The organism is Pseudoxanthomonas sp. OG2, assembly GCF_014192765.1.
Taxonomy (GTDB): Bacteria; Pseudomonadota; Gammaproteobacteria; order Xanthomonadales; family Xanthomonadaceae; genus Pseudoxanthomonas_A; species Pseudoxanthomonas_A beigongshangi.
The window spans coordinates 1,525,631-1,551,447 of record NZ_JACHYM010000001.1; the positions used below are offsets into that span (position 1 = coordinate 1,525,631).

A 25,817-nucleotide genomic window follows, 5' to 3' on the forward strand; every position below is an offset into this window, starting at 1 on the left:
CCAGACCGATGGACAGGCGGGCGAACCCGCGCAGGACGACCCGGCCTGATCAGGCCAGCATCGCGATTTCCAGCACCACCCAGGCCACGAACGCCAGCACCAGCACGGCGCCCTCGCCCCGGCTCACGCGCAGGTCCCCGCGCAACATCGGCAACAGGATCACCGCGAAGGCGATCGCCGCCGGCAGCTCCAGGCGGACGAAGGAGGTCGGCAGCGGCAGCGGCCGGAACACCGCCATGCCGCCCACCACGACCAACAGGTTGAACAGGCTGGAACCGATCACGTGGCCGGCCACCATGTCGCCCTGCCCGCGCCGCGCCGCCGCGATGGCGGCCGCCACTTCCGGCAGGGCGGTGCCAATCGCCACCGGCAACAGGCCGGACAGCAGCGGCGTCAGGCCCAGTCCGGCGCCGAGCGTGGTCGCGGACTGGACGATGAATTTCGAGCCGAAGTACAGCAGCGCGATGGCGATGGCCAGGCGCAGCAATGCCTGCCACCAGGCAACCGCGGGACCGGCATAGGCGGCGACATCCGCGCGCACCGCCTCGTCCTCGCGCGCACCGCGCGCGAGCAGGAAGGCGAGCATGGCGACGAAGGCCAGCAGCAGCACGCCGCCTTCGACGCGACCGATCACACTATCCAGGCCGAGCACGATCAGCGCCAGCGTCGCCGCCACCAGCAACAGCAGCAATGGCGACAGCAGGCGCATGCGCACCAGCAAAGGCGCGCTCAGCGCCGCCAGGCCCAGGGTCAGGCCGAGATTGGCGATGTTGCTGCCGACCGCGTTGCCCAATGCCAGGTCCTGCGCGCCCACCCAGACCGCGCGCGCGTTGACCGCCAGTTCCGGCAGCGAAGTGCCGAAGGCGATCAGCAGCAGGCCGGCCACGAAGGGCGAGGCCCCCAGGCGCTGCGCCAGCGCCGAGGCGCCCTTGACGATGGAATCACCACCCAGTGCCAGCAGCACCAGGCCCAGCAGGAAAAAGCCCCATGCTTCCATCCGTGCGCCTCCTCGCGTCGATGGGCGATTCTATGCCCGCGCGGCGGCCGGCCACCAGCCAGCCACCGTCGGCGGAGGGAAACTCAGGAGCAGCCTTCCACGTAGTCGGCCTGCGGGATCAGGCCGACCCGCCAACGGCTGACCTTGCCGTCGGCGCCGACCTCGAACACCAGCTTGCTCGGCGCCACTCCGCTGGCGGCCATCGATAGGTATTGGCCGCCCTCGACGTACTTGTGCGGCGTGGATTGCAGGCCACCGTTGTAGAGCTTCTGCAGGGCATCGGCCTGCATGCCGACCTTGCCGCCGCCGGGCGCGGTCTCCTTGTCGTTGCCGACGTCGTAGCGGACGAACTTGCCGTCCTCGATCATGAAGGCCAGTTCGTTGCCGTCCTTCGCCCACTTCGGCAGCAGGTAGTGGCAGGTACTGCCCTCGCCCGCCGGCAGCGACTTGAGCTCGCCGCCCCAGGCAGCCTTGGCCTCGTCTTCGCTGCTGCCCAGCTTCATGTCGCCGAAACCGGCCAGCCCGGCCTGGGCCAATGCGGGCGGCGCGGCGGGATCGGTGGCGGGCGGAGTGGTGGGCGGAGTGGTGGGTTCGGCGGGAACGCTCGCGGCCGGCGGCGGCGCGGGAGCCGGTGCGTCCGCCTCGGCCGGTGGCTGCGCGGCCGGCGGCTTGCAGGCGGCCAGCGCCAGCGTCAGGGCGAAAGTCAGCAGGACCGGCTTGGGGGCGAACGTCATGGCGGCGGCTCCGTGGGAAAGCCGCAGCCTAGCGCGTCGCGGTGAAGCTGTCGCGAACGGATCAGTCCGGTTTGCGGAAGTGCTTCTGCAATCCGGCCCAGCAGGCAAGGTAGTCGCGCTGGCGATGACCGGCTTCCAGCGCCTGCGCGGCGGGGCGGATCACCGCACGGGTCTCGAACATGAAGGCCATGGTGTCGCGGATGACATCCGGCTTGGCCAGGTCCGCGGCGCTGGCCTTCTCGAAGGTGGCCGCGTCCGGGCCATGTCCGGTCATGCAGTTGTGCAGCGACGCACCGCCCGGCGCGAAGCCCTCGGCCTTGGCGTCGTACACGCCGGTGATCAGGCCCATGAACTCGCTGGCGACATTGCGGTGGAACCACGGTGGACGGAACGTGTCCTGCGCCACCAGCCAGCGCGGCGGGAAGATCACGAAATCCAGGTTGGCGGTGCCGTGGGTGTCGCTGGGCGAGGTCAGCACGGTGAAGATCGACGGATCCGGGTGATCGAAGCTGATCGACCCGATGGTGTTGAAGCGGCGCAGGTCGTAGCGGTACGGCGCGTAGTTGCCGTGCCAGCCGACCACGTCCAGCGGCGAATGGCCGATCGACGCGCGCCACAGGTGGCCCTGGAACTTGGCGATCAATTCGAACTCGCCTTCCACTTCTTCGTACGCCGCGTGCGGCGTTTCGAAATCACGCGGATTGGCCAGGCCGTTGGCGCCGATCGGCCCCAGGTCGGGCAGACGCAGCGCGGCGCCGAAGTTCTCGCACACATAACCGCGCGACGGGCCATCCGGCAGTTCGACACGGAAGCGCACGCCGCGCGGAATCACCGCAATCTGCTGCGGCTCCACCTCGACCACGCCCAGTTCGGTGGCGATGTGCAACCGCCCCTGCTGCGGCACGATCAGCAGCTCGGCATCGGCATCGTAGAAGAACCGGCCCTGCATCGAGCGGTTGGCCGCGTACAGGTGGACGCCGACGCCATGCTGGCCGGCGGCCGAGCCGTTGCCGGCCATGGTGTACAGGCCTTCGACGAAATCCGTGGATGCTTCCGGCAGCGGCAGCGGCAGCGGCTTCCAGCGCAGCTGATCCGGAGTCACCGGCCCACTGCCGAAATCATTGTGGAAGCGCGGCTGCTCGAACGCCTCGAAATTCGAATGCATCGCCGCCGGGCGGATCCGGTACAGCCAACTGCGACGGTTCTCGCTGCGCGGCGCGGTGAACGCCGTGCCCGAGAGCTGCTCGGCGTACAGGCCGTGGGCCACCCGCTGCGGCGAGTTGCGTCCGATCGGCAGCGTGCCGGCCACGGCCTCGCTGGCGAAATGGTTGCCGAAACCGGTTTGGTAGCCGCTGCTTTTCATGGTGCCTGCCTGTGGCCGCGACGTCCGTCGCGGCGATGCCGATGACGCGATTTTGCCTGAACTGGGGAGCGGCGCCAGGCGCCGCCCGGGTTCAGAGCACGCCGCGGCGCATCTGGTCGCGTTCGATGCTCTCGAACAACGCCTGGAAGTTGCCTTCGCCGAAGCCTTCGTTGCCCTTGCGCTGGATGATCTCGAAGAAGATCGGGCCGATCGCGTTCTGGGTGAAGATCTGCAGCAGCTTGCGCTGGTGGGTCTCGGGATCGGCGTCGATCAGGATCTTGTTCCTGGCCAGCCGCGGCACATCCTCGCCATGATCCGGCACGCGCTGGTCGATCACGTCGAAATAGGTGTCCGGGGTGTCGAGGAACTCGACGCCGGCCTCGCGCATGGCTTCCACCGTCTCGTAGATGTCGTCGGTGAAGCAGGCGATGTGCTGGATGCCCTCGCCCTTGTACGCGTCCAGGTACTCGTTGATCTGCGACTTCGGATCCGAGGATTCGTTGAGCGGGATGCGCACGATGCCATCCGGCGCGGTCATCGCCTTGGACAGCAGGCCGGTCTTGGCGCCCTTGATGTCGAAGTAGCGGATTTCGCGGAAGTTGAACAGGCGCTCGTAATAATCCGACCACTTGTCCATGTTGCCGAAGTACAGGTTGTGGGTCAGGTGATCGATGAAGGTCAGCCCGAAGCCCTTCGGGTTCTGCTCCGCGCCCTGCACCGGCAGGTAGTCGCCGTCGTAGATGCTCCCGGTACCGCCGTAGCGATCCACCAGGTACAGCATGCAGTCGCCGATGCCCTTGACCACCGGCGCGGAAACCGCGCGGGTTTCCGGCTTGTGATCGATCGCCTCGCCACCGTTGTGGAGGACGGTGTCGTACACCAGTTCGGCCGGCTTGCTGAAGCGGATCGCGAAGCCGCAGGCGCAGGGACCGTGCGCACGGGTGAAATCGGCGGCGAACGAATCCGGATCCTCGTTGACCAGGAAGTTCACCCCGCCCTGGCGGTACACGGTGATCGGACGGGTCTTGTGGCGCAGCACGGCGGTGAAGCCGAGCCGGCGGAAATAGTCGTGCAGGGCCTCGCCCTGGCCATCCGGGGCGGCGAATTCGACGAATTCGAAGCCGTCGATACCCATCGGGTTCTCGAAGGTGGTGACCTGCATGCCGAGGTTGGGTTGTGCGTTCATGGAGCGCCTCGCTAGGCTTGCCGTGGGACAGCCTGCTTTATAGTTTCAATTGAAACTACTTGCAAGCTGCGCCGCGCCATCCCTTTCCGAACCGGCCCCATGAACGATCCCAATCCGACCCCTGATGCCCCAGCCGCGCCGGCCCCGGCCGAGCCGCACCCCCATGCCGTACTGGAGCTGGAGCGATTCCTGCCCTACCGCCTGAGCGTGCTGTCCAACCGGGTCAGCCAGACCATCGCCCACCTGTACGACCAGCGCTTCGGCCTGGCCATCACCGAGTGGCGGATCATGGCGGTGCTGGGGCGGTTCTCGGACCTGTCCGCCGGCGAGGTCGCCGAGCGCACCGCGATGGACAAGGTGGCGGTCAGCCGGGCCGTGGCCAAGCTGCTGGAACGCGGACTGATCAAGCGCGATACCCACGGCGACGACCGCCGCCGCTCGGTGCTGGCGCTGTCGGAAGTCGGCTACTCGGTCTACGACGAAGTCGCGCCGATGACCCTGGAGTGCGAGCGCCGGCTGCTGTCGGAACTGAGCCCCGAAGAAACCCGCCAGCTCAGCCAGCTGATCGACAAGCTGTCCGACGGCGTCGCCCACATGACCGGCTCCACGCCGTGGAAGCAGGCCGACTGACAACGTGTCCGGGAGAGGTCCCGCGGGCATGAAAAAGGCGGCCATCGGCCGCCTTTTTCCTTTCAAGTCGACGCCGGCGGCTTACTTCACGCCGTGCATCAGCTTCTGCACCAGCGGCGCGATCAGGAACAGCAGCACGCCGAAACCGAGCAGGGTCCAGAACCCGAAGGTGTAGCCGGACAGCGCCGAGGCCGTGGTCATGCCGGTCTCGCCGCTGACGTGGCTGGCGAAGATGCCGGACAGGTTGTTGCCGATGCCGGTGGACAGGAACCAGCCGCCCATGCCGAAACCGACCAGGCGCACCGGTGCCAGCTTGGTCACCATCGACAGGCCGATCGGCGACAGGCACAGCTCGCCGATGGACTGGATCCAGTACACCGCGAACAGCGTCCAGAACGGAATCTTCAGGCTCTGCGGATCCACCAGGCTGGAAAGCGCGAACATCAGCAGCAGGAACGCCAGGCCGTTGAAGATCAGGCCCAGGCCGAACTTGCGCGGGATCGACGGGTTGGCGCGGCCCATCTTGACCCACAGCCACGCCATGATCGGGGCCAGGGTGATGATGGCGACCGAGTTGACGGACTGGAACCAGCCGACCGGGAAAATCCAGCCGCCGAAGTCGCGATTGACGATCTTGTCGGCGAGGAAGCTGAAGGAGCTGCCGGCCTGCTCGAAGAAGCACCAGAACAGCACGTTGAAGGCGAAGATGATCAACATCGCGATCACCATGTCGCGCTGCTTGGGCCCATTGCGGATGCCTTCGACCAGCAACAGGATCGCCAGGCCGATGAACATCGCGGTGAGGATCCACTGCAGTGAATCCGCGCCGAGGTTCAGCAGGAAGTAGAACACCGGGATCGCCGCGATCGCGCAAATCGCCGTGACCGCCAACCGCGCCATGCTCTCGCCGCCCACCGGCGGCACGCCGATGCCCTTGAGCTGGCTGCGTCCGAACCAGAACCACACCAGGCTGATCAGCATGCCGATGCCGGAGGTGATGAACACGATCTTGTACACCGGCATCGCATCGGTGCCGAACACCTTCTCGGCCAGCCAGCTTGTCAGCAGCGGCGAGATCATCGCACCCAGGTTGATGCCCATGTAGAAGAGGGTGAAGCCCGAATCACGGCGCTCGTCGCCGACCGTGTAGAGCTTGCCGACCATGGTCGAGATGTTCGGCTTGAACAGGCCATTGCCGGCGATGATCGTGGCCAGGCCCACCTTGAAGATGTTCTGGTCCGGCACGGCGATCATGAACAGGCCGGCCGCCATGATGGCCGCCCCCAGCAGGATCGACCGCTGGTAACCGATGATCCGGTCCGCCACGTAGCCGCCGAAGATGGCCGCCGCGTAGACCAGCGCCAGGTAGGCGCCATAGACCTGGTTGGCCGGCGTCTCGCCGGTGCCGCTGCCGCCGTAGAACTGCGCCACGATGTACAGCACCAGCGCCCAGCGGATGCCGTAGAAGGCGAACCGCTCCCAGAATTCTGTCATGAACAGCATCCACAATGGACGCGGATGGCCCAGGGCCTGCTGGAATTCCGGTATCGGTTGCACCGGGTTTTGCGTATCGACGGCACCGCTCATGCGGTCTCCCCCCTCGTTATTCAGGAATGACAAATCCACGCGAAAGCCGCGCGGGACGGGGGAGAATTACCGACGCCCGCGGCTCCGTCAATGCCGTTTTTCCTGAATACGGGGGCCGGTGGGCTAGCGGAAAGCCCGGAAAACCCGCGGATTTCCTGCGGGGGCCGAGCCCGGGAGGCTCAGGGCGACGCCGGTCGGTCGCCGTCGATGGAGGTCCGGACCTCGAACAGTTCCGGGAAGAACGACAGTTCCAGCGCCTGCTTGAGGAAGCCCACGCCGCTGGAACCGCCGGTGCCGCGCTTGAAGCCGATGATGCGCATCACCGTGCGCATGTGGCGGAAGCGCCAGAGCTGGAACTGCGATTCCAGATCCACCAGGTCCTCGCACAGCGAGTACTCGCGCCAGTAGCGGTCGGTGTCCTCGTAGATGCGCTCGAACACCGGCAGCAGCGCCGAATCCGACACGTGCGGCTGGCGCCAGTCGCGTTCGCGATGCTCCTGCGGCACCGCGTGGCCGAAACGCGCCAGGTAGCGCAGGAACTCGTCGTACAGGCTGGGCGCCTCCAGCATCCGCTGGAGCTGCGCCTGTCCTTCGGGATCATGGGCGAACACCTTGAGCATCGCGGCGTTCTTGTTGCCCAGCAGGAACTCGATGGTGCGGTACTGCAGCGACTGGAAGCCGGACGACGGCCCCAGCAGATCGCGGAATCCCATGTACTCGGAAGGCGTCAGCGTTTCCAGCACCGACCATTGCTCGGTCAACTGGCGCAGCACCTGCTTGGCGCGCGCGAGCACCTTGCGGGTCTGCCACACCTCGTCGCGCTGCAGGTGCACGGTGGCCGCGCGCAGCTCGTGGATCATCAGCTTCATCCACAGCTCGGAGACCTGGTGCTGGATGATGAACAGCAGCTCGTCGTGATGGGCCGGATCCGAGACCGGCTGCTGTGCCGCCAGCAAACGATCCAGGCGCAGGTAGCCGCCGTAGGTCAGCCGGCCTTCCAGGTCGGTGTGGATGCCGGCTTCCAGGGCGCGTTCGTTCTTTTCTACGGACATCCGTCGACAGGCGGGGCAAGGCTGCGGGTGCAGCGGGGTCGCCAGCGTAACCGATACCGCCGACCGCGCCCTCCCCGGCCGGCGGTCGCCTGCAAAAACCGGGACTTATGTCATCGCCATGCAATGCACGGGCCGGAGGCTTCCGCTACATTGCGCCAACCGGAGCCGGCCACGGCAGCATCGGGCAGCGGCGCACGCATTCACGGTCAGGGAGAGTCTGTTGATGGGCATGCCTCGAAACCGCCGCATGGCGGTCTTGCTGTTTTCGGTCGCCACCCTGCTGCTTGCCGCCACGGCGCAGGCGCAGGTGGTGGTCAGCCAGGTCTACGGTGGTGGCGGCAACAGCGGCGCCACGCTGAAGAACGATTTCATCGAACTGCGCAACAACGGCGCCAGCGCGGTCAGCCTGGACGGATGGAGCGTGCAGTACGCCTCCTCCACCGGTACCACCTGGAGCCGCACCAACCTCGCCGGCAGCATCGCCCCGGGCGGCTACTACCTGATCCAGCAGGCGCAGGGCAACGGCGGCACCGTCGATCTGCCGACGCCTGACGCGACCGGCACGCTCACCCTGTCCGGCACCGCCGGCAAGATCGCGCTGAGCCGCAGTACCGCCACGCTGTCCGGCGGATGTCCGCTCACCGACGCCAACCTGGTCGACTTCGTCGGTTTCGGCAGTGCGGCCAACTGCTTCGAGGGCGCCGCCCCGACCGGCACGTTGAGCAACACCAGCGCGGCGCTGCGCAATGGCGAAGGCAGCATCGACACCCAGAACAACGGCGCCGACTTCAGCGTCGGCACGCCCAATCCGCGCAACAGCGGCGCGGCCCCGCCGGATCCGCCGGTGGCCCGTACCATTCCGCAGATCCAGGGCAACGGACTGATTTCGCCGTATGTGGAGAAGCGGGTCATCACCGAAGGCGTGGTCACCGCACTCAAGTTCAACAACGGCTTCTTCCTGCAGGCCGCCAACGACGATGGCGATCCGGCCACGTCCGAAGGGCTGTTCGTGTTCACCGGCAGCGCGCCGCCGGCGAGCGTCGCGGTCGGCAACCGCGTGCGCGTGACCGGCACCGTGGCCGAATTCGTGCCTCCCTCCAATCCACACCAGCTGACCATCACCCAGATCACCGGCCCGACCGTGGAGATGCTGGAAGCCGGCGTGGCGTTGCCGGCGCCGGTCGAACTGGCGGCCGCCGATCTGGCACCCGCCGCCCTGCCCGGCACGCTGGAACGCCTCGAAGGCATGCGCGTGAGCGTGGCCCGCGCGGTGGTGGTGGCGCCCTCGGGGGGCAGCATCGACGAGAACGACGCCACCGCCAGCAGCGACGGCGTGTTCCACGTGACCCTGCCCGAGGTCGCGCGTCCGTTCCGCGAACCCGGCATCGGCGTCATGGACATCATCCCGATTCCCGGCGACAAGCATCCGCCGCGCTTCGACACCAACCAGGAACGCCTGATGGTGCGCAGCCGTGGGCAGGTCAACGCGCAGCCGCTGTCGGTCGACACCGGCGCAGAGGTCACCGGGCTGTCCGGCGTGCTCGACTACTTCTCCGGCACCTGGGCGCTGCTGTCGGATCCGGCCACGCCGCCGACGGCCGGCGCCGGCATGGCGCCGCGCGCGGTTCCGGATGCGCGCTACGACGAGGCGACCATCGGCAGCTTCAACCTGCTGCGCCTGTTCGACGAGGTGGCCGACGGCAACGGCGCGGTCACCCTGACGCCGGCCGCGCTGGACAAGCGCCTGGCCAAGGCGGCGCTGGCGATCTGCGACTTCCTGAAGACGCCGGACATCCTCGGCGTGGTGGAAGTGGAGAACACCCGCGTGCTGCAGTTGCTGTCCGAGCGCATTGACGCCACCTGCGCCAGCCGCCCGGGCTATGTTCCCTATCTGCAACCGGGCAACGACGTCGGCGGCATCAACGTCGGCTTCCTGGTCAGTTCCCGCGCCACCGCCGGCGGCGCGCCGCGGGTGGAAGTGCTGGAAGTGGCCCAGTTCGGCAAGAACACCCCGCTGGCCAATCCCGACGGCAGCACCAGCCTGCTCAACGATCGCCCGCCGCTGCGGCTGCGCGCGCGGATCCACCAGGACGGTGCGGCCGGCTATCCGGTCACCGTGATCGTCAACCACCTGCGTTCGCTCAACGACATGGACGACACCGCGCCGGGCAGCAACGGCTGGCCGACCGGTGGCGATCGCGTGCGGGCCAAGCGCGCCGCGCAAGCTGCCTACCTGGGCGGACTGGTGCAGCAGATGCAACAGGCCGATCCGAACGAGAAGATCGTGCTGGTCGGTGACTTCAACGCGTTCGAGTTCAACGACGGCTACGTCGACGTGATGGGCATCCTGCGTGGCGACGCGGCGCCGGCCGATCAGGTACTGACCTGGGCCGCCAGCCCGGTGACCACGCCGCTGATCGATGGTTCGCAGCTGATCGCCGATCCCGCGCAGCGCTACTCCTATGTCTTCGGCGGCAACGCGCAGACCCTGGATCACGTGCTGGTCAACGAGGCGCTGGTAATGGGTGCGGACGTGCAGGTGGATCACGCGCGCATCAACGCCGATTTCGGCGTGGACAACTTCGGCGACGCCAGCGTGGCGCTGCGCTCCTCGGATCATGATCCGGTGCGCCTGGCCATCCGCGTGCCGGGCTTCGCCCGCGCTGATCTGTCGGCGACGGTGAGCGCGGATCGCGCCAGCGCGGCGGTCGGTGATACCGTGTCCTACACCGCCACCGTCCGCAACGCCGGTCCAGGCGTGGCGGCGCCGGCCGCGGTCGCGTTCGTGTTCGCCGCGGACGTGGCACCGGTGCTGGGCGCCGTCGCCCCGGGCTGGACCTGCGAAGCGCCGGTGCAATCCGGCGGCAGCACCCGCCTGGCCTGCACCACGCCGTCGCTGGCCAGCGGTGTCGAAGCCGGCTTCAGCCTGCAGGTCACGGTGCCGGCCAGCGTCGCCGGCGGCGCGCTCGGCCTGGGCGTGTCGGCCAGCTCGCCGGTGCCGGATCCGGCCAATGCCGACAACACCGCGGCCGTGGCGGTCACGGTGGCCGCGCTGCCGCAGGCCGACCTGTCGGTACGCCTGCTCGGCGGGGCGGCGACGTTCCGCCGCGGCGCCGTCGCCACCTTGCTGGTGCCGGTGCGCAACGCCGGCCCGGATTCCGCCGAACAGGTGAAGGTGGTGCTGGCCAGCAATGTCGAGGCACGCCACATGGCGGTGGCAGCGCCGCGCGGCTGGTCGTGTGGCCGCGCCGCCGACACCGCCACCGGCTCGGCCGCGCAATGCACGCGCAGCACGCCGATGGCCTCCGGTTCGACGCAGGTGCTGGCGTTCGCGCTGGTGGTGCCGAACCGGCCCAAGCGCGGCACGGTGTTCGCCTTCACCGCCCAGGTGGAGAGTGCCACCCCGGACCCGGACACCGGCAACAACCGCGCGCAGCTGATCCGCTGACGCGGCACCGGCGATGGATGAACAAGGGCGCGGCCTGGCCGCGCCCTTGTCGTTTCCGCGCTTGGTTTTCCGCGTGCGCCCGCCCTGTGCACCTTCCCCGCGTGCGCGTCAAGCCGGGGTTTTTCCGCGCAGAATCGCGCTGGTCCAACCTCCGGACAATTCCCGCGCGGGCGCCGCGCGGCCGGCGCCAAGCACCTGACGCGCCAGCGTTTCCCGGTATTTCCGCGCACCGTGCGGATCTGTGTTGTTGCAGCGCAGGAAGGCCGGTCGGCTCCGGTTCCTTAACATTGGATCCTTCAACATTCGCCGCAACATCCGCAGAGTGACACCCGGCATGACCATCGCCGCAAAGTTCGAAATCGAGTTCCTCCAATACCTCGGCCCGGACGGCAAGCTCGTCCGCGACGACCTGCCCGAAGCCGGGCGCGACACCCAGCGCCTGCGCGAGCTGTTCAAGCAGATGCTGTTCGTGCGCACCTTCGACACCAAGGCCATCGCGCTGCAACGTACCGGCAAGCTGGGCACCTACGCCTCCTGCCTGGGCCATGAAGCCACCCACGTCGGCATCGGCGCCTCGATGAAGCCCGAGGACGTGTTCGCCCCCAGCTATCGCGAGTACGGCGCGCAGTTCATGCGTGGCGTGCAGCCGCGCGACGTGCTGATGTACTGGGGCGGCGACGAACGTGGCAACGATTTCAAGATCGCCCGCCACGACTTCGCCTGGAGCGTGCCGATTTCCACCCAGTGCCTGCACGCCGCCGGCGCCGCGCTGGCGTTCAAGCTGCGTGGCCAGCCACATCTGGCGGTCGCCACCTGTGGCGACGGCGGTTCGTCCAAGACCGACTTCTACGCCGCGCTGAATTCGGCCGGCGCCTACGAGCTGCCGCTGATCCTGTGCGTGGTCAACAACGGCTGGGCGATCTCGGTGCCGCGCAAGGCCCAGACCGGTGCGCAGACGCTGGCGCAGAAAGGCCTGGCCGGCGGCCTGCACTGCCTGCAGGTGGACGGCAACGATCTGATCGCCGTGCTGGAAGCGATGCGCCGTGCCGGTGAACGCGCCCGCAAGGGCCAGGGCGGCACCGTGCTGGAATTCGTCACCTATCGCCTGTCCGATCACACCACCGCCGACGACGCCCGCCGCTACCGCGACGACGCCGAAGTGAAGGCGGCCTGGGAACGCGAGCCGATGACCCGCCTGCGTACCTGGCTGGTCGCGCAGGGTGCCTGGAACGAGGCCGAAGAGGCCAAGTGGAAGGAGGAATGCGGCGCGCGCGTGGACGAGGAAGTGAACGCCTATCTCAACACCCCGGTGCAGCCGGTCGAAGCGATGTTCGACTACCTGTACGCGGATCCGCCGCCGGAACTGCTGGCGCAACGGGCCGCCGCGCTCGCCGCGGAGGGCCGCTCATGAGCACCGTGATGGAAAACAACACCACCGCCAAGCACAAGGCGGCCGACACCGTGGCGGCGCCGACCGCGATCACCCTGATCGAAGCCATCACCCAGGCGCTGGCCTGGGAAATCGCGCATGACGACTCGGTCATCGTGCTGGGCGAGGACGTGGGCGTGAACGGCGGCGTGTTCCGCGCCACCGCCGGCCTGCAGCAGCGCTTCGGCGCCGATCGCATCCTCGACACCCCGCTGGACGAAACCACCATCGCCGGCCTCACCGTGGGCTTGGCCGTGCAGGGCATGAAGCCGGTCGCCGAAGCGCAGTTCGATGGCTTCGTCTACCCGATGGTCGATCACATCATCTGCCACGCCGCGCGCATGCGTTACCGCACCCGTGGCCGCCTGCACTGCCCGATGGTGCTGCGCGTGCCGTGGGGCGGCGGCATCCGCGCGCCGGAACACCACAGCGAGGCCAACGAGGCCATCTTCACCAACGTGCCCGGCCTGCGCGTGGTCCTTCCCTCCTCGCCGCAGCGCGCCTACGGCCTGCTGCTGGCGGCGATCCGGGATCCGGATCCGGTCATCTACATGGAGCCCAAGCGCATCTATCGCCAGTACAAGGAAGTGGTCGCCGACGACGGCGAGGCGCTGCCGCTGGACGTGTGCTTCGTGCTGCGCGACGGTACCGACGTCACCCTGGTGACCTGGGGCGCGCAGGTGAAGGAAGCGCTGGAAGCCGCCGACAAGCTGGCCGCCGAGGGCATCAGCGCCGAGGTCATCGACGTGGCCACGCTGCGTCCGCTGGACTTCGACACCATCGCCGAGTCGGTGTCCAAGACCGGCCGCTGCGTGATCGTGCACGAAGCCCCGCGCACTGCCGGCTTCGGCGCCGAGATCGCCGCGCGCCTGGCCGAGCATTCGATGTACGACCTGCTCTCGCCGGTCGAGCGCGTCACCGGCTACGACACCCACATTCCGCTGTTCCGCCTGGAGATGAAGTACCTGCCCAGCGTCGACAAGATCGTCGCCGCGGCCAAGCGCACCCTGGCCAACGGCTGATGAAGCGCGCGCGCGTCATCGCGACGCACCGCGCGCCGGATCGCCCGGCCATCCGGATCGCCGCCGGCGATCCGGTGACGCTGGGCGAACGCGACACCGACTGGCCGCAGTTCGTCTGGACCAGCCTGGCCAGCGGACTGGGCGGCTGGATTCCGGTCGCGCTGTTCGACGCCGAACATGGCGCGGCCACCGCGACGGACGAATACGACACGCGCGAACTGGATGCGGAGAAGGGCGAGATCCTGACCCTGCACCACGAGATGGCGGACTGGTGGTGGGCCGAGAACGCACTCGGCCGTACCGGCTGGATTCCGGCGCGCAACCTGGAACCTTTCCAAGCAACACCTGCACAAGAGAAATCCGAATGAGCGACAGCAAGACCTTCAATCTTCCCGATCTGGGCGAAGGCCTGCCCGACGCCACCATCGTCGAGTGGTTCGTCAAGGAAGGCGACGTGATCCGGCTCGACGAGCCGCTGGTCTCGATGGAAACCGCCAAGGCGGTCGTGGAAGTGCCGTCGCCGGTCTCCGGCAAGGTGCTGAAGCTGGCCGGCGGCGCGGGCGACGTGGTGGTCACCGGCAGCATGCTGGCGGTGTTCCAGCCCGATCCCAACCTGCCGCAGCGCGCGGAAGGCCAGGACACCGGCCACCACCACGGCCCGGCGAAGGCGCATGCGCCCGAACCCGCTCCGGCGGCGGCCGTGCCTGCGCCTGCACCCGCCGCCCCCGAAACCGAGCGCGACGACGCCGGCACCGTGGTCGGCGCGATGCAGACCTCCAACGCCGTGCACACCGAGCAGGCGGTCGCGGTCGGCGGCGTCAAGGCGATGCCGGCGGTGCGCGCGATGGCCAAGAAGCTGGGCGTCGACCTGGCCCGCGTGCGCGCGACCGGCGCCGATGGCGCGGTGACCATGGCCGACGTCAAGCAGGCCGCCGCCGACGGGTCGGCCCGGGTCGGCGCGGCGCCCGCCGCACCGGTTCGCGCCGCCGTGGCCGAAGCCGCCCCGGCGCCGGCTCCCGCCGTCGCGCAGCGCACCACGCTGTCCGCCTCCGGCAAGCCGATGCGCACCCAGCCGCCGGGCGTGGCGGTCACCGGCCAGCCGGAACAGCTCAAGGGCGTGCGCCGCAACATGGCGCGGGTGATGGCCGACGCGCACGCCAAGGTCGTACCGACCACGCTCAGCGACGACGCCGACGTGCATGCCTGGACGCCGGGCAACGACGTCACCGTGCGCCTGATCCGCGCCATTGTCCGCGCCTGCAAGGCGGTGCCGGCGATGAACGCCTGGTTCGATGGCGACAAGCTCACCCGCACCCTGCATCCGCAGGTGGACGTGGGCATCGCGGTGGACACCGACGACGGCCTGTTCGTGCCGGCCCTGCGAAATGCCGACATCCTCGATGCACGCGGCGTGCGCGAAGGCATCAACCGCCTGCGCGCGCAGGTCGAGGATCGCAGCATCCCGGCTTCCGAGCTGAGCGGCTACACGATCTCGCTGTCCAATTTCGGCATGTTCGCCGGCCGCTACGCCACGCCGGTGGTAGTGCCGCCGTGCGTGGCGATCGTCGCCGCCGGCCGCGCCCGCCACCAGGTCAGGCCGGTGATGGGCGGCTTCGAGTCGCACAAGATCATCCCGCTGTCGGTCACCTTCGATCACCGCGCCTGCACCGGCGGCGAAGCCGCGCGCTTCCTCAAGGCGCTGATCGACGATCTGGCATTGCCGGCGTAAGCCGGTCCCCACCCGCCGCCGGACACGGCGGCGGGTCGCGTTTCCTCCCACGTCGCGGAGAACGGAACATGGCCCATCGCAGTCGGCTGGCTGGCTTCATCATCGATTGCCAGACCCACGATCACGAAACCGCCGCGCAGTTCTGGAGCCAGGCGCTGGGCCTGCCGCGCGGCGAGACCTACCAGGATGGCGAAGCCCATTACGCCGAGCTGGAAGGCGCGCCGGGCGGCCTGCACGTCGAAGTGCAACAGGTGGCGCACGCCTCGCGCGTGCACCTGGACATCGAGGCCGACGACGTGGATGCCGAAGCCGACCGACTGGAGAAACTGGGCGCCAAGCGCATCGGTTTCGTCAAACGCTGGTGGCTGATGGAAGCGCCGACCGGGCAACGTTTCTGCGTGGTGCGCATGCGCCATCCCGAGCGCGGCGTCGAGCCGAACCATTGGGATTGACGCCTCCCGCCAGCGGACGTTCAAACCATCCTTTCCGGAGCATCGACATGGCCCACCACAGCCGCCTCACCGGATTCATCATCGATTGCCAGACCGACGACCTGGGCGCCGCCTCCTCGTTCTGGAGCCGCGCCCTCGGCCTGCCGGTGGTCAGCGCCGATGATGGCGGCGTTGGCCTGTACGACCGGCTGAAGGACGCCGCCGGCGGACTGCACGTGGAGGTGCAGAAGGTCGATCACCCTTCCCGCGTGCATCTGGATATCGAAGCCGACGATCTGGAAGCCGAGGCCACGCGCCTGGAACAACTCGGCGCGCGCCGGATCCGCTTCGTCCACGACCGCTGGTGGGTGATGGAAGCCCCGACCGGGCAGCGCTTCTGCATCGTGCCGATGGGTGAAGGCGAACGCGAGGGCGTGAACCGCTGGGATTGATCAGCGGCGATCCCGATCCAGCCAGCAGGCCAGGCCCTGCGCGTTGAGTTCGATATCCATCTCCAGCACCTGCGTCACGCCGGCATCGTCCAGCGGGCACCGCAGCGCGCGGGCGCGTTCCTGGTACAGCGCGGTCAATCCGGCGACCATGGCGCGGTGCCTGTCCGGCTTGCCGTCGCATTGCCGGGCCAACACGCACATCGCATCGATCTGTTCGAACAGCTCCGCCGCCAGCCGGTCCGGTTCCTCAACCCGGCCATAGTGGGTGAGGTACATCGCCCGCGGCCGGTACGCGAGCAATCGCGCGATCGAGGTCTTCAGCGCCTCGGGCTCGAATTGCACCGGCGAGGAGGTCGGCAGGATGAACGGCCCGTGCGGACCGTCCATCTCGCGATACGACAGACCGAAGGTGTCGCCGGTGAACCAACTGCGGCTGCGTTCGTCCCACACGCAGTAGTGGTGGCGCGCATGCCCGGGCGTGTCGATGCACTGCAGGCGGCGTCCGGCCAGTTCCAGCGCATGGCCGTCCTCGGCGACGACCACGCGTTCCGCCGGCACCGGCCGGATGGAACCGTAGCTGCGCGCCATCTCCGCTTCTCCGTAGACGGCGGTGGCGCCGGCAATCAGTTTGGCCGGATCGATCAGGTGGGGGGCGGCTCGCGGATGCGCGACCAGGCGCGCATGCGGCAGGTGCGCCATCAACTCGCCCGCGCCGCCGGCGTGATCCAGATGCGCGTGGGTGACCAGCACCCAATCGATGTCCTCCGCCGCCAGGCCCGTCTTTCGTGCCGTCTCCAGCAAACGCGGGACCGCGTGGTTGGTGCCGGTATCGATGAATGCGCCACGTCCCTGTTCGACAATCAGGTAGGCGGCATCGAAATGATCCCGCTGGAACGCGGTATCGATGGTGTGGATGCCAATGGTGTCCATACGCTTGTGGGGTAACGCTAGGATGGAACCGATTCTACCGGCGTCCCGGCGCCGCCACGATGCATCTTTGGTCGCAGAAGCACATCACATGCCTCACTGTGGGAGCGACGTGAGTCGCGAATCGGAAGCACTTCTTTTCGCGATTCACGTCGCTCCCACAATCAGCCGGAAGGACGTTTCCACCCGGCGCGCTCAGCCGCGCTCCAGCCACCAGGACCGCAGCAGTACCGCCACGGTCAGCACGAACAGGAAACCGCCGTAGCCGACCAGGGTCGCCAGCACCTGTTTCCAGATCGCGCCGGTGCCGATGTCGGCCAGACCCAGCGCGTAGCCCCAATACATGCCCAGCATGCTGAGCACGAACGCCACCGCCAGGCTGGCCGTGTCGAACGCCTTGCGCCGGCCGCTGCGCGGTTGCCGGGGAAACAGCCAGAACAGCGTGCCCAGCAGCGCGAACCACGGCAGGAACAGCACCATCGCCAGGAACGGCATCTCAGGCCTCGGCGTCGCGCAACTGCTTCAATGCCGCCAGCACCTCCGCGGCGGCAACCTGCAGCACGATCTCGGTGGTTTCCAGTTGATCCGCGCGCTCGGCCTGCTTCAGCACGGCGATGATCTGGCCGGCATCCTTGGGCGCGTCGAAGCCATTGCTCTGGATCAGCAACTGGCCATCGGCATCGGTGAACTTGAAATAGAACCGCGCGTCCTTGTCGCGATACTGCTTGAACTGCGGCAATGCGGCCTTGGCCGCGGCCGCCTTCGCGGGCGCCGCCGGCTGCTCGGCCAGGTTGCGCAGGCCAACCGCGTGGCGCAATTCCGCCAGCAACGGGATGGCGTACTTCGTGCGCAGGCGCTGCGCGCCGTCGCGCAGGATCGCTTCGATCTCCTCGGGCCGTGCCATCAGCGCCAGGTACTTGTCACGCAGCGGACCGATTTCCGCGTCGATGCGCTTGAACAGTTTCTGCTTGGCGTCGCCCCAGCCGATACCGTCGGCGAAGGCCTGGGCGAAGGCGGCGGTTTCCTCCGCGCCGGCGAAGGCCTGGTACAACTGGAACAGCGCCGAACCCTCGGTGTCCTTGGCCTCGCCCGGTCCACGCGAATCTGTGAGGATCGAGAACACCAGCTTCTTCAGCTCCTCACGCGGCACGAACAGCGGAATGGTGTTGTTGTAGCTCTTGCTCATCTTGCGCCCGTCCAGGCCGGGCAGCGTGGCGACGTTGTCGTCGATGAGCACTTCCGGCAGCGCGAAATACTCCTTGCCGTAGACGTGATTGAAACGCTGGCCGAAATCGCGCGCCATCTCGATGTGCTGGATCTGATCGCGCCCCACCGGTACCTGGTTGGCGTTGAAAATCAGGATGTCGGCGGCCATCAGCACCGGGTACATGAACAGTCCGGCGGAGACGCCTGCGTCATCGTCCTCGCCGTCGGCGCGGTTCTTGTCCACCGCCGCCTTGTAGGCATGCGCGCGGTTGAGGATGCCCTTGCCCGCCACGCAGGTCAGGAACCAGGCCAGCTCGGTGATCTCGGGAATGTCGCTCTGCCGGTAGAACCACACCTTGTCCGGATCCAGCCCCGCCGCCAACCAGGTGGCGGCGATTTCCAAGGTCGAACGCTGGGTGCGCGCCGGATCCTGCGCCTTGATCAGGCTGTGCAGGTCGGCGAGGAAATAAAAGCTCTCCACGCCCGGGTTGCGGCTGGCCGCCACGGCGGGGCGGACCGCGCCGACGTAGTTGCCCAGGTGGGGGGTGCCGGAGGTGGTGATGCCGGTCAGGACTCGGGTGGTCATTGCGTCTTTCTGAAGTCTGAACACGGCCAGTTTAACCGCTGCTGGCGCAAACCCCATCCGCGACGGCGACGCGTTGACACGCACGTCCCTTCCGGAGAACCGCCATGTTCCGCGCCTGCCTGCTCCTGCTTGCCTCGCTGTTCCCGCTGGCCGCCTGCTCCCGCGCCGAGGCCGGGCCGCTGGTGGAGGTGGCGGTCATCGACCGCGACACCGGCCAATGGCTGCCCAGCTATCCGCATCGCGGCGATAGTTGGGTGGCCGGCCAGCCCGGCCACCGCTACGCCGTACGCCTGACCAATACCACCGGCGAGCGCGTGCTGGTGGTGCTGTCGGTGGACGGCGTCAACGCGGTCACCGGCGAAACCGCCGCGCCCTCGCAGGCCGGCTACGTGCTGGATCCCTGGGAGACCGCCGAGATTGCCGGCTGGCGGAAGTCGCTGGAGGATGTCGCCCAGTTCGTGTTCACCGATCATGGCGACAGCTATGCCACGCGGACCGGACGTCCGCGCAATGTCGGGGTGATCGGTGTCGCGGCGTTCCGCGAAGCACGGCCCTACTACTCGCCGCGCTATCCGGTCCACCCGACGCCGGCGCCCTACCCGCCTTATGCCGGTTCCCGCGCGCAATCGGAAAGCGCCGACGCGAAGGCCGCCGCACCGACCGCGGCCGAGTCCGCCGGCGACGCGATGGCCAGCCGCCAGCGCATCGGCACGGGGCACGGCGAACGCGAATGGGCGCCGGTGGGTTCCACCGACTTCGTGCGCGCCCGGCGCACGCCCGACCAGGTCAGCCAGATCCGATACGACGAACCGCGCCGGCTGGTGGCCCTGGGCATCCTGCCGCCGCCCTACCGTCCGTCCTATCGCGAACGCGCGCCGCAGGCGTTCCCCAATGGTTTCGTCGCCGACCCGCCGCGCTGGCGCTGAACGCCGGAACCATCGGACGCCACTAAGAAACGGGCCGCTCGCGCGGCCCGTCGTCGTACCGGTTGTCCGGCCGAATCAGTGCTTCATGTCCGAGCGCAGGCTGCGCTCGAATGCCTTCACTTCATCGTGGGCCCGCTCGCGGCCCCAGCCGTAGCGTTCCTGCAGGCGTCCTTCCAGGTATTCGGCATTGCCTTCGGCAACCTGGAAGTCGTCGTCGGTCAGATCGCCCCATTTGGCCTGGATGCGGCCCTTCAGCTGTTTCCAGTTACCGGCGATGATGTCCTGGTTCATGGGATTTCCTCTTGGTCTCGCGGCGGGGAACACCGCGCGACCAGCATCGCAACCCGGCCATTCCCGCACGATCAAGGCGGCGTCAACGCCACATTATTTCCGCCGGATTTCCTCCGGAAAACGCGCCGCGAAACTCGGAGGCCCGATTTCCCGACACCCTCCCACAACGGAAAAAGGCCGGCGGATGCCGGCCCTTCCCTTCCCGCCCGCGCCAGCAAGTGGCTGCCGGCGCACGCGGACCGGCGCTTACTTGCCGGAGGCGTCCTCGACCTTCTCGCCCACTTTCTGCACGTCCTTGCCGAACCCCTTGACGGTGTTGCAGCCGGACAGCGCGGCGATCGAGAACATGGCGATGAACAACAGGGCGACGTAGCGCTTCATGGGAAAGCTCCTGGTTGATGTTGGCTCCCGGGGAGTGGCGGCCGACCTTCCCGCGCCAGCCTTCCCCTGCGGCGGCGAGTCTGATTAAAGCATGCTGCATCGGGGCTGACCAAGGCTCCGGAAAACGAAAGGGCCGGCATGGCCGGCCCTTCCGGAAGGCGCGCCTCGTCGCTGCGCCAAGGGGGTTACGACGTCAGCACTTGCCGTCCTTGCAATCCTGCGCCTTGTCTTCGACCTTCTCGCCGACCTTCTGCACGTCCTTGCCCGCGCCGGCCATGGTGTTGCAGCCGGAAAGGACCGCGGTGGAAAACATCGCCAGCATCAGCAAAGCCATCCAACGTTTCATGCTCGCCTCCTTGGTGAAATGCCTGGTGGAACGATGCTGCATCGGTGCGGCAGGCGACCCTTGCAGCGTAGTTCCACCATGGACAGCCGGCCGTTCACGGCACGTGAAAGCGGCGGGCGGCATTCAGGCATGAATAAGCCTGCGGCCGGCTCCGGTTCAGTCGCGCATCAAGGTGGATTTCCCGAACAGGCTTTCCACCAGATCGACGGTCAGCTTGGCGGTCCGGTTGCGGCGGTCCAGCACCGGATTGAGTTCGACGATGTCCAGGGAGCCCATCCGGCCGGTATCGGCAATCATCTCCATCACCAGCTGCGCCTCGCGGTAGTTCGGCCCCCCCGGTACGGTGGTGCCGACGCCCGGCGCGATGCTGGGATCCAGGAAATCCACGTCGAAACTGACATGCAGGTGGGTATCGGCATCGACGCCTTCCAGCGCCGCTTCCATGGTCCGCTTCATGCCCACTTCGTCGATGTAGCGCATGTCGTAGACATCGACCGCGTGGTCCTTGATCAGCTTCTTTTCTTCCGGATCCACCGAGCGGATGCCGATCTGCCGCACCATCGCCGGCGTGATCGCCGGGCTGTCGCCGCCCAGCCGGGTCAGCGCATCCGGGCCGATGCCGCACAGGCACGCGACCGGCATGCCGTGGATGTTGCCGGAAGGCGTGACTTCGCTGGTGTTGAAATCCGAATGCGCATCGAGCCAGAGCACGCGCAGGCGCTTGCCCTGCTGGCGGCAATGGCGGGCGATGGCGGTGATCGATCCGATTGCCAGGCAATGATCACCGCCCATCATGATGGGCAGGCGTCCCTTGCCCAACTCGGCGGCGGTCGCTTCCATCAGCGCATGGTTCCAGGCCACCACTTCGTCCAGGTGGCGATAGCCGCGCACCGGATCGATCCAGGGATTCGCCGGTCCCTGCACGTTGCCGGTGTCGATCACGTCCACCCCGCGCCCGGCCAGCGCCTCGCCGAGACCGGCGATGCGCAGGGCATCCGGTCCCATCCGCGCGCCGCGGTGCCCCGCGCCAATGTCGGTGGGCACGCCTATCAGGGAAACGGGGGGAAACGTACGGGCCATCGGCAACACTCGGTGTTCTGGAAAGATCCGGAAGTCTAGTCCGATTTGCATGACCGGGCTGTGGCGCTGCAGCAGCGCGGCGGCGATGGACCGCTTGATGATCGACGCTCGCAAGAGCGAGATGGTGCCGCTTATCCGAATCGAACGGATGACCTACCGCTTACAAGGCGGTTGCTCTACCAGCTGAGCTAAAGCGGCACGGAGGGCCGGCGTTGCGCCGGTCCCGGGATTCTACCGCAGTGCGGCAGGGCAGTCCTGCGGCTGCACCGGAACGCCGGCCAACGGGCGCAGCACCATAGCGGTGGTTCCGGCCGGGGCGGCGACGTCCAGCCACCAGCGCGACGGGCCCTCCTCGCCTATCGCATGGACGCGTGCGGGAAAACCAGCCGCTGCGAGTTGTGCCTGGCGCCGCTCGGCGCCTTCCCGGCTGCGGTAGCGACCCAATGCGATTCCGTTGGTTTCCTCTCCCTGGTTGATGACCAGGAAATCGTCGAAGCCCGCCGCCCCGATGCGCTGCGCCATCGCCACCGCTTCCTCGCGGCTGGCCATTGGCGGCAGCGAGACCCGGTAGCCGCTGGCGCCCTTCCCCGGCGTTTCCCGTGGAATCGCGCGGCCGACCGTCGGGTCAATCCGGCCACGCGCGAGATCGGCGGCGGCCCGCTCGGCGAACGGACCGGCGCGGAAACAGGCCCGCGCGGCGGTTGGCGGCGCGGCCGGCACGCTGGCCGGCGCTGCGGGCGAAGACGGCGGCGTGGCGGCGGTGACGGCCGCCTGCGGCGCAGCCGATGGCAGCACCGCGGATTCCACCAGTTCCAGCCTGGTCACTCCCGCCGGCACTTCCGGCAATGGCGACGCGGCGGGTTCGGAGCGGGTGAGCCACCAGGCGGCCACGCCCAGGTTGAGGACGGCCAGCAGGACGATCAGGGCGCGAATCAGCATGCGGGGATTCTATCCATGACGGTCACGCCGCCGCATCGGCGGGGCGGCCGGCCTTCGCCCATTGCGCCAGGCCCTCCAGTACCAGCGACGGGGCGAACTCCGCTTCAGGCAGGCAGGCGCGCAATGCCTCGGCGCCACCACCGTGCAGCAGCAGCGCCGGCGTCTCGCCGAGTTCGCGGGCGGCCAGCCGCAGGCTGCGTTCGATCAGGCCCAACGCGGCGCCGTCGCAACCGGACGCCAGCGCGTCCTCGGTATCGTCGGCGAACTCGCGATAGATGCCACCCTGCGCCGGCAACTGCGCGGCGGCCTGGTGCAGCGCGGCGCGCATCAGCGCGGGCGAAGGTGCGATGCGCCCGCCCCGGTGCAGGCCGCGTGCGTCCAGGAGATCGATGGTGATGGCGGTGCCGATGCCGGCGATCATCCACGCGCGCGCGCCGCGGGCATGCGCCGCGACCATCGCCAGGAACCGATCCACGCCCAGCTTTTCCGGCCGTGCATAGGCGACGCGCACGCCCGCGAACGCGGCCTGCGTGCGGGCAAGTGAAATGCGCTGGAATCTTTCGGTCAGTACATCGATGACGGCCAGGGTCAGCACGGGCGACGCCACGCTCGCCAGGCAGGCCGAATCCGCCGCGGCCGGCAAGTGCCGCCGCAGCGCTTCGGCGAACCCACGCTCGTCATGGCCGAACGCGATCACCTCGCCGGGACGTCCCTCGCCATCCAGTTGCGTGCACTTGAGCCGCGAGTTCCCCAGATCGAACAACCATTGCGTCATTGCGCCCTCACACTGATTTCCCCGGCATGCACGTTCTCCCAGGCACCATCGATCAGGACGCGCAATGCGCCGTCCTCGGCCAGCCCGCCGGCGACACCGTGGCGTGTCTGCCGCGCTCCATGTATCGCCACTTCCCGCCCGGCCAGCACGTCCAGCGACGCGAAGCGCGGCAGGAACGGGGCCAGGCCATCGCGATCGAACCGGTCCAGCGCGGGCAGCAGATGCGACAGCAGCGCCGCCGCCAGCGCGTTGCGATCCGGCGCGGTGCCGCCCAGCGCGGCCAGATCGATCCAGGGCTGGTCGATGCCGGCCGCGAACGTCGCCGGCATGCGCACGTTGATGCCGATGCCGATGATTGCCCGGACCGGGCCGCCATGTTCGCCGCCGCCTTCGACCAGCACGCCGCCCAGCTTGCGGCCGTCCACCACCAGATCGTTGGGCCATTTGAGTCCGGTGCCGGCGAAGCCCAGCGCGCGCAGCGCCTCCGCCACCGCGACGCCGGTGACCAGGCTGAGTCCGCCCAGCCGCGCCAGTCCGCCGGAGAAATGGCGTGCCAGTGACAGGTACAGGTTGGCCGCGACCGGCGACGCCCATCGGCGCCCGCGCCGTCCGCGCCCGCCGGTCTGCTGTTCGGCCAGCAATGCGCTCACGCCCTGCGAGGGGGTATCCCGGCGCAGCAGTTCGCTGTTGGTCGAATCCAGCGACCAGGCGACTTCCAGCGCCGCCAGGCCATCCCGGCAGCCGGGGTCCAGCGCCTGGCCGATTGTTCCGGCATCCAGCAGGTCCAGCGGCCCGGCCAGGGCATAGCCCCGGCCGGCCCTGGCGTCGATGCGCACCCCCGCCTCCCGCAGCGCCTCGATGCGTTTCCACATGGCGGCACGGGTCAGACCGGCGTCCCGGGCCAGCGCGTCACCGGACACGGGACCGGCCTGCAGCCGTCTCAGCAGCTCGCGTTCGGCACTCACCGCCCCGGCTCCCGGCCGTTGTCGGCGGGCGGAAGGGAGGCTTCAGGGGCGGCGGTGGGCGGGCATGACATGGCGTCATTATGCCGGCGCGGGCCGGGCCCGCTCCGGCCGCTCCCGGGCGACTTCGCCGCGCCCCGGCCTATTCAGACCATCATCCCGGTTTCCGGCTATATTCAGCAGGATGGCCGCCGCCTCGGCCGCCATCCGACAGGAGTCCTCCGATGCTTCGCGCCAGCTTCATCGTCCTGCTGACCTGCATCTGTGCGCCGGCGATGGCGCAGAACGGCCGCGTGTTGTCGACCGTCAGCGCATCGGCTTGCCAGGAAATCGCCGACAAGGCCAGCGAAGCATCCCCGCCCAGCGAAGCCGCCACGCGCGCCGCGCGCGCGTCGGTGCGCGACAAGTATGCGCCCGCGACCACGTCATCGTCCGGCGGCACGCTGCCGGTGGTGGGCAGTCGCGGCGGCGGCGGCGAGGATGAAAGCGATCCAAGCCCGGTGCTGCCGCGCCCGCGCGCACCGAAATGGCACAGCTTCCTGCCGGGCATGTTTCGCTGACCAGTGTTGCGACTGCTCCGGCGGTTACGTCCGCCTGCTCCCATCGATGACGAGATCTGGCAACGCATCTGCCGCGATACGCCGTGGATTGCGCGGCTCGACGACGTGCGCCGCTGGCGCCTGCGCGCACTGACCGCGCGCTTCCTGCACGAAAAGACCATCACTCCGCTGGGTGGGCTGTCGCTCGATATCCAGCAGTGCACCCAACTGGCCGCGCTGTGCTGCCTGCCGCTGCTTGAATTCGGCCATCGCGGCTGGCGCGGCTGGTCGCAGCTCATCGTCTATCCCGAAGCCTTCCGCGTGCACCGCAGCCACACCGACGCGGCGGGCGTGCAACACGAATGGGAAGACGATCTGGCCGGCGAATCCTGGGATGCCGGCCCGCTGATCCTGTCGTGGGCGGACGTGCAGGCGGACCTGGCCGAACCCGACGCCGGTTTCTGCGTGGCCGTGCACGAAATGGCACACAAGCTGGATGCGCTCGACGGCGAGATGGACGGGACGCCTCCACTGCCCGGCGACTGGCGCCGCCGCTGGGCGCAGGATTTCCAGCGTGCCTACGATCAGTTGTGCCAGGAGGTGGATACCGGCCGCGAGACCCGGATCGACGCCTATGCGACCGAAGGCCCGGACGAATTCTTCGCGGTGGCCACCGAATACCACTTCTCCGCACCACGCCTGCTGCGCCAGGCCATGCCCGACGTGGCCGCACACCTGCGCCGGTTCTATGGTCCGCCGCCGGAATGGTGACCGGCGGGTCGCCGCGCACCGTGCGGCG

Annotated in this window: 27 protein-coding genes and 1 tRNA gene; 11 read left to right on the top strand and 17 right to left on the bottom strand. The window is 68.4% G+C overall.

Annotation, left to right across the window (positions count from 1 at the left end; genetic code table 11):
- Window positions 1-49 precede the first annotated feature (49 nt).
- The 4 genes from FHW78_RS07210 to hppD form a co-directional block, all read right to left on the bottom strand.
- On the bottom strand, window positions 50-997 hold the full coding sequence (locus FHW78_RS07210) for a calcium/sodium antiporter (protein WP_183639207.1): 948 nt from the start codon (window positions 995-997) through the stop codon (window positions 50-52).
- A gap of 83 nt (window positions 998-1,080) precedes the next feature.
- Window positions 1,081-1,731, bottom strand: a complete 651-nt coding sequence (locus tag FHW78_RS07215) for a lectin (RefSeq protein ID WP_183639209.1) — start codon at window positions 1,729-1,731, stop codon at window positions 1,081-1,083.
- A 61-nt stretch (window positions 1,732-1,792) separates the two neighbouring features.
- Entirely contained in the window at window positions 1,793-3,094 is a 1,302-nt protein-coding gene (gene hmgA, locus FHW78_RS07220) for a homogentisate 1,2-dioxygenase (protein WP_183639210.1), read from the bottom strand.
- A gap of 91 nt (window positions 3,095-3,185) precedes the next feature.
- On the bottom strand, window positions 3,186-4,280 hold the full coding sequence (gene hppD / locus FHW78_RS07225; protein WP_183639212.1) for a 4-hydroxyphenylpyruvate dioxygenase: 1,095 nt from the start codon (window positions 4,278-4,280) through the stop codon (window positions 3,186-3,188).
- A gap of 99 nt (window positions 4,281-4,379) precedes the next feature.
- Here hppD and FHW78_RS07230 point away from each other — a divergent pair, with 99 nt between their 5' ends.
- Window positions 4,380-4,910, top strand: a complete 531-nt coding sequence (locus FHW78_RS07230) for a MarR family winged helix-turn-helix transcriptional regulator (protein WP_183639214.1) — start codon at window positions 4,380-4,382, stop codon at window positions 4,908-4,910.
- Between the two features lie 81 nt (window positions 4,911-4,991).
- Here FHW78_RS07230 and FHW78_RS07235 read toward each other — a convergent pair whose 3' ends face one another.
- Window positions 4,992-6,497: an oligopeptide:H+ symporter gene (locus FHW78_RS07235; RefSeq protein WP_183639216.1), complete on the bottom strand. Its 1,506-nt coding sequence runs from the start codon at window positions 6,495-6,497 to the stop codon at window positions 4,992-4,994.
- 179 nt (window positions 6,498-6,676) lie between these two features.
- Window positions 6,677-7,549 (bottom strand): tryptophan 2,3-dioxygenase family protein, encoded by an 873-nt coding sequence (locus FHW78_RS07240; RefSeq protein WP_183639218.1) that lies wholly within the window; start codon window positions 7,547-7,549, stop codon window positions 6,677-6,679.
- A gap of 247 nt (window positions 7,550-7,796) precedes the next feature.
- Here FHW78_RS07240 and FHW78_RS07245 point away from each other — a divergent pair, with 247 nt between their 5' ends.
- From FHW78_RS07245 to FHW78_RS07275, 7 genes are all read left to right on the top strand, one after another.
- Entirely contained in the window at window positions 7,797-10,997 is a 3,201-nt protein-coding gene (locus tag FHW78_RS07245) for a lamin tail domain-containing protein (RefSeq protein ID WP_183639220.1), read from the top strand.
- Window positions 10,998-11,331: 334 nt separating this feature from the next.
- A complete protein-coding gene (gene pdhA, locus FHW78_RS07250) occupies window positions 11,332-12,408 on the top strand; it encodes a pyruvate dehydrogenase (acetyl-transferring) E1 component subunit alpha (protein ID WP_141455536.1) in 1,077 nt (358 codons plus the stop codon).
- An 8-nt stretch (window positions 12,409-12,416) separates the two neighbouring features.
- Window positions 12,417-13,448, top strand: coding sequence for an alpha-ketoacid dehydrogenase subunit beta (locus FHW78_RS07255; RefSeq protein WP_183641215.1), 1,032 nt, complete (start codon window positions 12,417-12,419; stop codon window positions 13,446-13,448).
- A complete protein-coding gene (locus FHW78_RS07260) occupies window positions 13,448-13,816 on the top strand; it encodes an SH3 domain-containing protein (protein WP_183639222.1) in 369 nt (122 codons plus the stop codon). Before FHW78_RS07255 ends, FHW78_RS07260 begins: the two co-directional genes overlap by 1 nt.
- A complete protein-coding gene (locus FHW78_RS07265; protein WP_183639224.1) occupies window positions 13,813-15,177 on the top strand; it encodes a dihydrolipoamide acetyltransferase family protein in 1,365 nt (454 codons plus the stop codon). Before FHW78_RS07260 ends, FHW78_RS07265 begins: the two co-directional genes overlap by 4 nt.
- A 68-nt stretch (window positions 15,178-15,245) precedes the next feature.
- The gene (locus FHW78_RS07270) at window positions 15,246-15,629 is read left to right on the top strand and encodes a VOC family protein (protein WP_183639225.1); all 384 of its coding nucleotides are present in this window, start codon (window positions 15,246-15,248) and stop codon (window positions 15,627-15,629) included.
- 47 nt (window positions 15,630-15,676) lie between these two features.
- Complete coding sequence (locus FHW78_RS07275) at window positions 15,677-16,060, top strand: VOC family protein (RefSeq protein WP_183639227.1); 384 nt, start codon at window positions 15,677-15,679, stop codon at window positions 16,058-16,060.
- Here FHW78_RS07275 and FHW78_RS07280 read toward each other — a convergent pair whose 3' ends face one another.
- From FHW78_RS07280 to FHW78_RS07290, 3 genes are all read right to left on the bottom strand, one after another.
- Complete coding sequence (locus tag FHW78_RS07280; RefSeq protein WP_183639229.1) at window positions 16,061-16,990, bottom strand: MBL fold metallo-hydrolase; 930 nt, start codon at window positions 16,988-16,990, stop codon at window positions 16,061-16,063. It lies immediately after the preceding gene.
- 192 nt (window positions 16,991-17,182) lie between these two features.
- On the bottom strand, window positions 17,183-17,482 hold the full coding sequence (locus tag FHW78_RS07285; RefSeq protein WP_183639230.1) for a hypothetical protein: 300 nt from the start codon (window positions 17,480-17,482) through the stop codon (window positions 17,183-17,185).
- A 1-nt stretch (window position 17,483) separates the two neighbouring features.
- On the bottom strand, window positions 17,484-18,779 hold the full coding sequence (locus FHW78_RS07290) for a tryptophan--tRNA ligase (RefSeq protein WP_183639232.1): 1,296 nt from the start codon (window positions 18,777-18,779) through the stop codon (window positions 17,484-17,486).
- Window positions 18,780-18,883: 104 nt separating this feature from the next.
- Here FHW78_RS07290 and FHW78_RS07295 point away from each other — a divergent pair, with 104 nt between their 5' ends.
- Window positions 18,884-19,705 (top strand): hypothetical protein, encoded by an 822-nt coding sequence (locus tag FHW78_RS07295; protein ID WP_183639234.1) that lies wholly within the window; start codon window positions 18,884-18,886, stop codon window positions 19,703-19,705.
- Window positions 19,706-19,780: 75 nt separating this feature from the next.
- On the opposite strand, the gene FHW78_RS07300 is transcribed toward FHW78_RS07295, so the two are convergent.
- The 8 genes from FHW78_RS07300 to birA form a co-directional block, all read right to left on the bottom strand.
- Complete coding sequence (locus FHW78_RS07300) at window positions 19,781-19,996, bottom strand: CsbD family protein (protein ID WP_183639237.1); 216 nt, start codon at window positions 19,994-19,996, stop codon at window positions 19,781-19,783.
- A gap of 246 nt (window positions 19,997-20,242) precedes the next feature.
- Window positions 20,243-20,377 carry an entericidin A/B family lipoprotein gene (locus FHW78_RS07305; RefSeq protein WP_141455526.1) on the bottom strand — a complete coding sequence of 45 codons (135 nt, stop codon included), beginning with the start codon at window positions 20,375-20,377 and terminating at the stop codon, window positions 20,243-20,245.
- A gap of 193 nt (window positions 20,378-20,570) precedes the next feature.
- On the bottom strand, window positions 20,571-20,723 hold the full coding sequence (locus FHW78_RS07310; protein ID WP_141455525.1) for an entericidin A/B family lipoprotein: 153 nt from the start codon (window positions 20,721-20,723) through the stop codon (window positions 20,571-20,573).
- A gap of 156 nt (window positions 20,724-20,879) precedes the next feature.
- Window positions 20,880-21,803 (bottom strand): arginase, encoded by a 924-nt coding sequence (gene rocF / locus FHW78_RS07315; protein ID WP_183639239.1) that lies wholly within the window; start codon window positions 21,801-21,803, stop codon window positions 20,880-20,882.
- A gap of 122 nt (window positions 21,804-21,925) precedes the next feature.
- Window positions 21,926-22,001, bottom strand: a tRNA-Thr gene (locus tag FHW78_RS07320).
- 33 nt (window positions 22,002-22,034) lie between these two features.
- Window positions 22,035-22,742 (bottom strand): SPOR domain-containing protein, encoded by a 708-nt coding sequence (locus FHW78_RS07325; RefSeq protein WP_183639241.1) that lies wholly within the window; start codon window positions 22,740-22,742, stop codon window positions 22,035-22,037.
- 22 nt (window positions 22,743-22,764) lie between these two features.
- The gene (locus FHW78_RS07330; protein ID WP_183639243.1) at window positions 22,765-23,517 is read right to left on the bottom strand and encodes a type III pantothenate kinase; all 753 of its coding nucleotides are present in this window, start codon (window positions 23,515-23,517) and stop codon (window positions 22,765-22,767) included.
- Window positions 23,514-24,482: a bifunctional biotin--[acetyl-CoA-carboxylase] ligase/biotin operon repressor BirA gene (birA, locus tag FHW78_RS07335; RefSeq protein ID WP_183639245.1), complete on the bottom strand. Its 969-nt coding sequence runs from the start codon at window positions 24,480-24,482 to the stop codon at window positions 23,514-23,516. Before birA ends, FHW78_RS07330 begins: the two co-directional genes overlap by 4 nt.
- A gap of 221 nt (window positions 24,483-24,703) precedes the next feature.
- Here birA and FHW78_RS07340 point away from each other — a divergent pair, with 221 nt between their 5' ends.
- Entirely contained in the window at window positions 24,704-25,039 is a 336-nt protein-coding gene (locus tag FHW78_RS07340; protein WP_183641428.1) for a hypothetical protein, read from the top strand.
- Window positions 25,040-25,042: 3 nt separating this feature from the next.
- The gene (locus FHW78_RS07345) at window positions 25,043-25,789 is read left to right on the top strand and encodes a M90 family metallopeptidase (protein ID WP_343205540.1); all 747 of its coding nucleotides are present in this window, start codon (window positions 25,043-25,045) and stop codon (window positions 25,787-25,789) included.
- Window positions 25,790-25,817 lie beyond the last annotated feature (28 nt).